The sequence below is a fragment of the Westiellopsis prolifica IICB1 genome, assembly GCF_004323185.1.
Classification (GTDB): domain Bacteria; phylum Cyanobacteriota; class Cyanobacteriia; order Cyanobacteriales; family Nostocaceae; genus Pelatocladus; species Pelatocladus prolificus_A.
Genome location: NZ_NAPS01000002.1, coordinates 239,174 through 241,082, shown reverse-complemented (window position 1 = coordinate 241,082; position 1,909 = coordinate 239,174). Strand labels below are relative to the sequence as shown.

General features: G+C 36.1%; 2 protein-coding genes and 1 pseudogene. 1 reads left to right on the top strand and 2 read right to left on the bottom strand.

The annotated features are described in order from the left end of the window. A pseudogene (locus B4U84_RS15255) lies at positions 1-180 on the bottom strand (IS1634 family transposase); the annotation flags it as partial. Positions 181-216: 36 nt separating this feature from the next. Next, complete coding sequence (locus B4U84_RS15250) at positions 217-603, bottom strand: hypothetical protein (RefSeq protein ID WP_096726370.1); 387 nt, start codon at positions 601-603, stop codon at positions 217-219. 879 nt (positions 604-1,482) lie between these two features. On the opposite strand from B4U84_RS15250, the gene B4U84_RS15240 reads away from it, so the two are divergent. After that, positions 1,483-1,875, top strand: a complete 393-nt coding sequence (locus B4U84_RS15240) for a response regulator (protein WP_131119192.1) — start codon at positions 1,483-1,485, stop codon at positions 1,873-1,875. Positions 1,876-1,909: the final 34 nt, after the last annotated feature.

Below are 1,909 nucleotides of genomic sequence, written 5' to 3'. Positions count from 1 at the left end.
ATGGTCTGATTGAGTAATTATATATGTCAGTAACAATACACTCAATTGACCATAACTCATGCCTTTGTGGTTTCCGTGTGGTTTTTTGAGTTTTTGGTCAATACATTTAGCTATCCCCATCTGAACAAGCCATTCCACGATGACGGGAATATCGTCAATCCGCTCAGAACTTATGTCCACTGTTTTCCCCGCTTACTGATACAAAACAGCGAATTCCTACTGTTGTGTATACTCGCTATTTAGTACCACAATAAAATGATTGAGGGCTTTGAGTGCTGCTTTGTAGCCCGGTGATTGCTTACCTAACTTCAACTCCAATATTACTTGGTTACGTAAACTTTCGAGTGTTGCCACCTTTAGAGGCATGGTCGCAACTTCAACAACACTAGTTTTGGCTTTATGTGCCAACTTTTTTTCCCGTGTAATACTTGGATGAGCATTCCTTCTAATCACCTGTTCGACGTAATCAGCTCTAGTCATACCCAAGCATTCGGCAGCGATCCCCAAAGCCTTCCAGGTTTCATCCGTTAATCTTAAAGAGCGCACTTGACGATAATCATCGTCTTTCAGGGCGAACTTCCCTTGAATATCCCGCTTTAACATTCGCCTCTTCCGTGTATTACATCGTAAGTTTAACCCCAAATTAGTGAAGTTTAAAGTGTAATATTCAGTATTACAGATGAGATGTTAATGAGCCATAGCTTCCATGTAATACATGGAAAGGGCTTTTTTCCTTTTTCCATGTATTACACGGTGATGCTTTTAGGATATCCAAAATCGTATTGTTTCCTTTAACAGTAAGGCATTAATTCCTCTCACCCTTTAAAAATGAGCGAACGTACAGTGATAAAACAACTTCATACATCTGAGCGGATATTTCTCCAGTTAGTTACATTACCTGCTGCAACATCTTTTTTTCCACGCTCAAAAGATTCAGCCAGGTATATCAAGTAATTCCGGGGTTACTTCTTCACTTTACTTCTCAGATAAATATGCAATAAACTCACCTACCATTTGTAAGCGATCAGATGATAATCCATTGCGATCGCCAATATCTTTACACCATTTTCCAAGTATAATAAACTACCCAGTCAGAGCATATAGCAACATTGTGTTTTTATAGTAATTATGTACTTAAACTTAGAATAAAATTGCTATTAACTACACTTGGATACCCAGGCGATCGCATTGTTTGAGTTTTTAGCTTTCTCAAATTACAGTGATTGCGTACTACAAATAAAAAGTAATTTAAACTACATTATTTGTTTTTTTATTGATATCGTTAAACATTAAATTAATCAAAATATTATTATTATTGATCTTTATTTATATTTCTTTAGATATGTTTATATTCCTACTACAGTCAGAGGTAAATAACACCAAAGTAAGAGGAAATATAAAAGAAAAAGGTTTTGTTTTGGCAGAATCTCATTTATTGAGTCTCTTCTCATAAAATCACACATTTAATAAATATTTTGTTGTATGAATTGTTTATTTCCTGAAGAAAATTTGAAGAAAACACAAATTCTTGTTGTTGACGATGTCATCGATAATTCTTTACTACTAGCAACAATTCTAGAATCCGAAGGTTATCAAGTTGACATTGCTTCTGGTGGTTATACAGCAATTGCCAAAATAGAAGCGAATCCACCAGACTTAGTGTTATTAGATTTAATGATGCCAGAACTCGATGGTTATGAGGTAGCCAAATGGATTCGACAGAATCAGCCTTCAGTTGCGATTGTAATAGTGACAGCTTACGACGAATTGCCAACATTCGAGCAGCAACAATTACAAGTTAATGGATTGCTGCACAAACCAATCAATATTGATGAATTATTGATGCAAGTGCAAGATCTCCTTGAGCCAGAATGAAGATAAGGGATCGGGGATAAGGGAGTGTGGGGAG

What these genes read in the sequence shown, in the direction of transcription:
- B4U84_RS15250 (WP_096726370.1), bottom strand. Translation starts at nt 603, where the DNA reads ATGTTAAAGCGGGATATTCAAGGGAAGTTCGCCCTGAAAGACGATGAT.
- B4U84_RS15240 (WP_131119192.1), top strand. Translation starts at nt 1,483, where the DNA reads ATGAATTGTTTATTTCCTGAAGAAAATTTGAAGAAAACACAAATTCTT.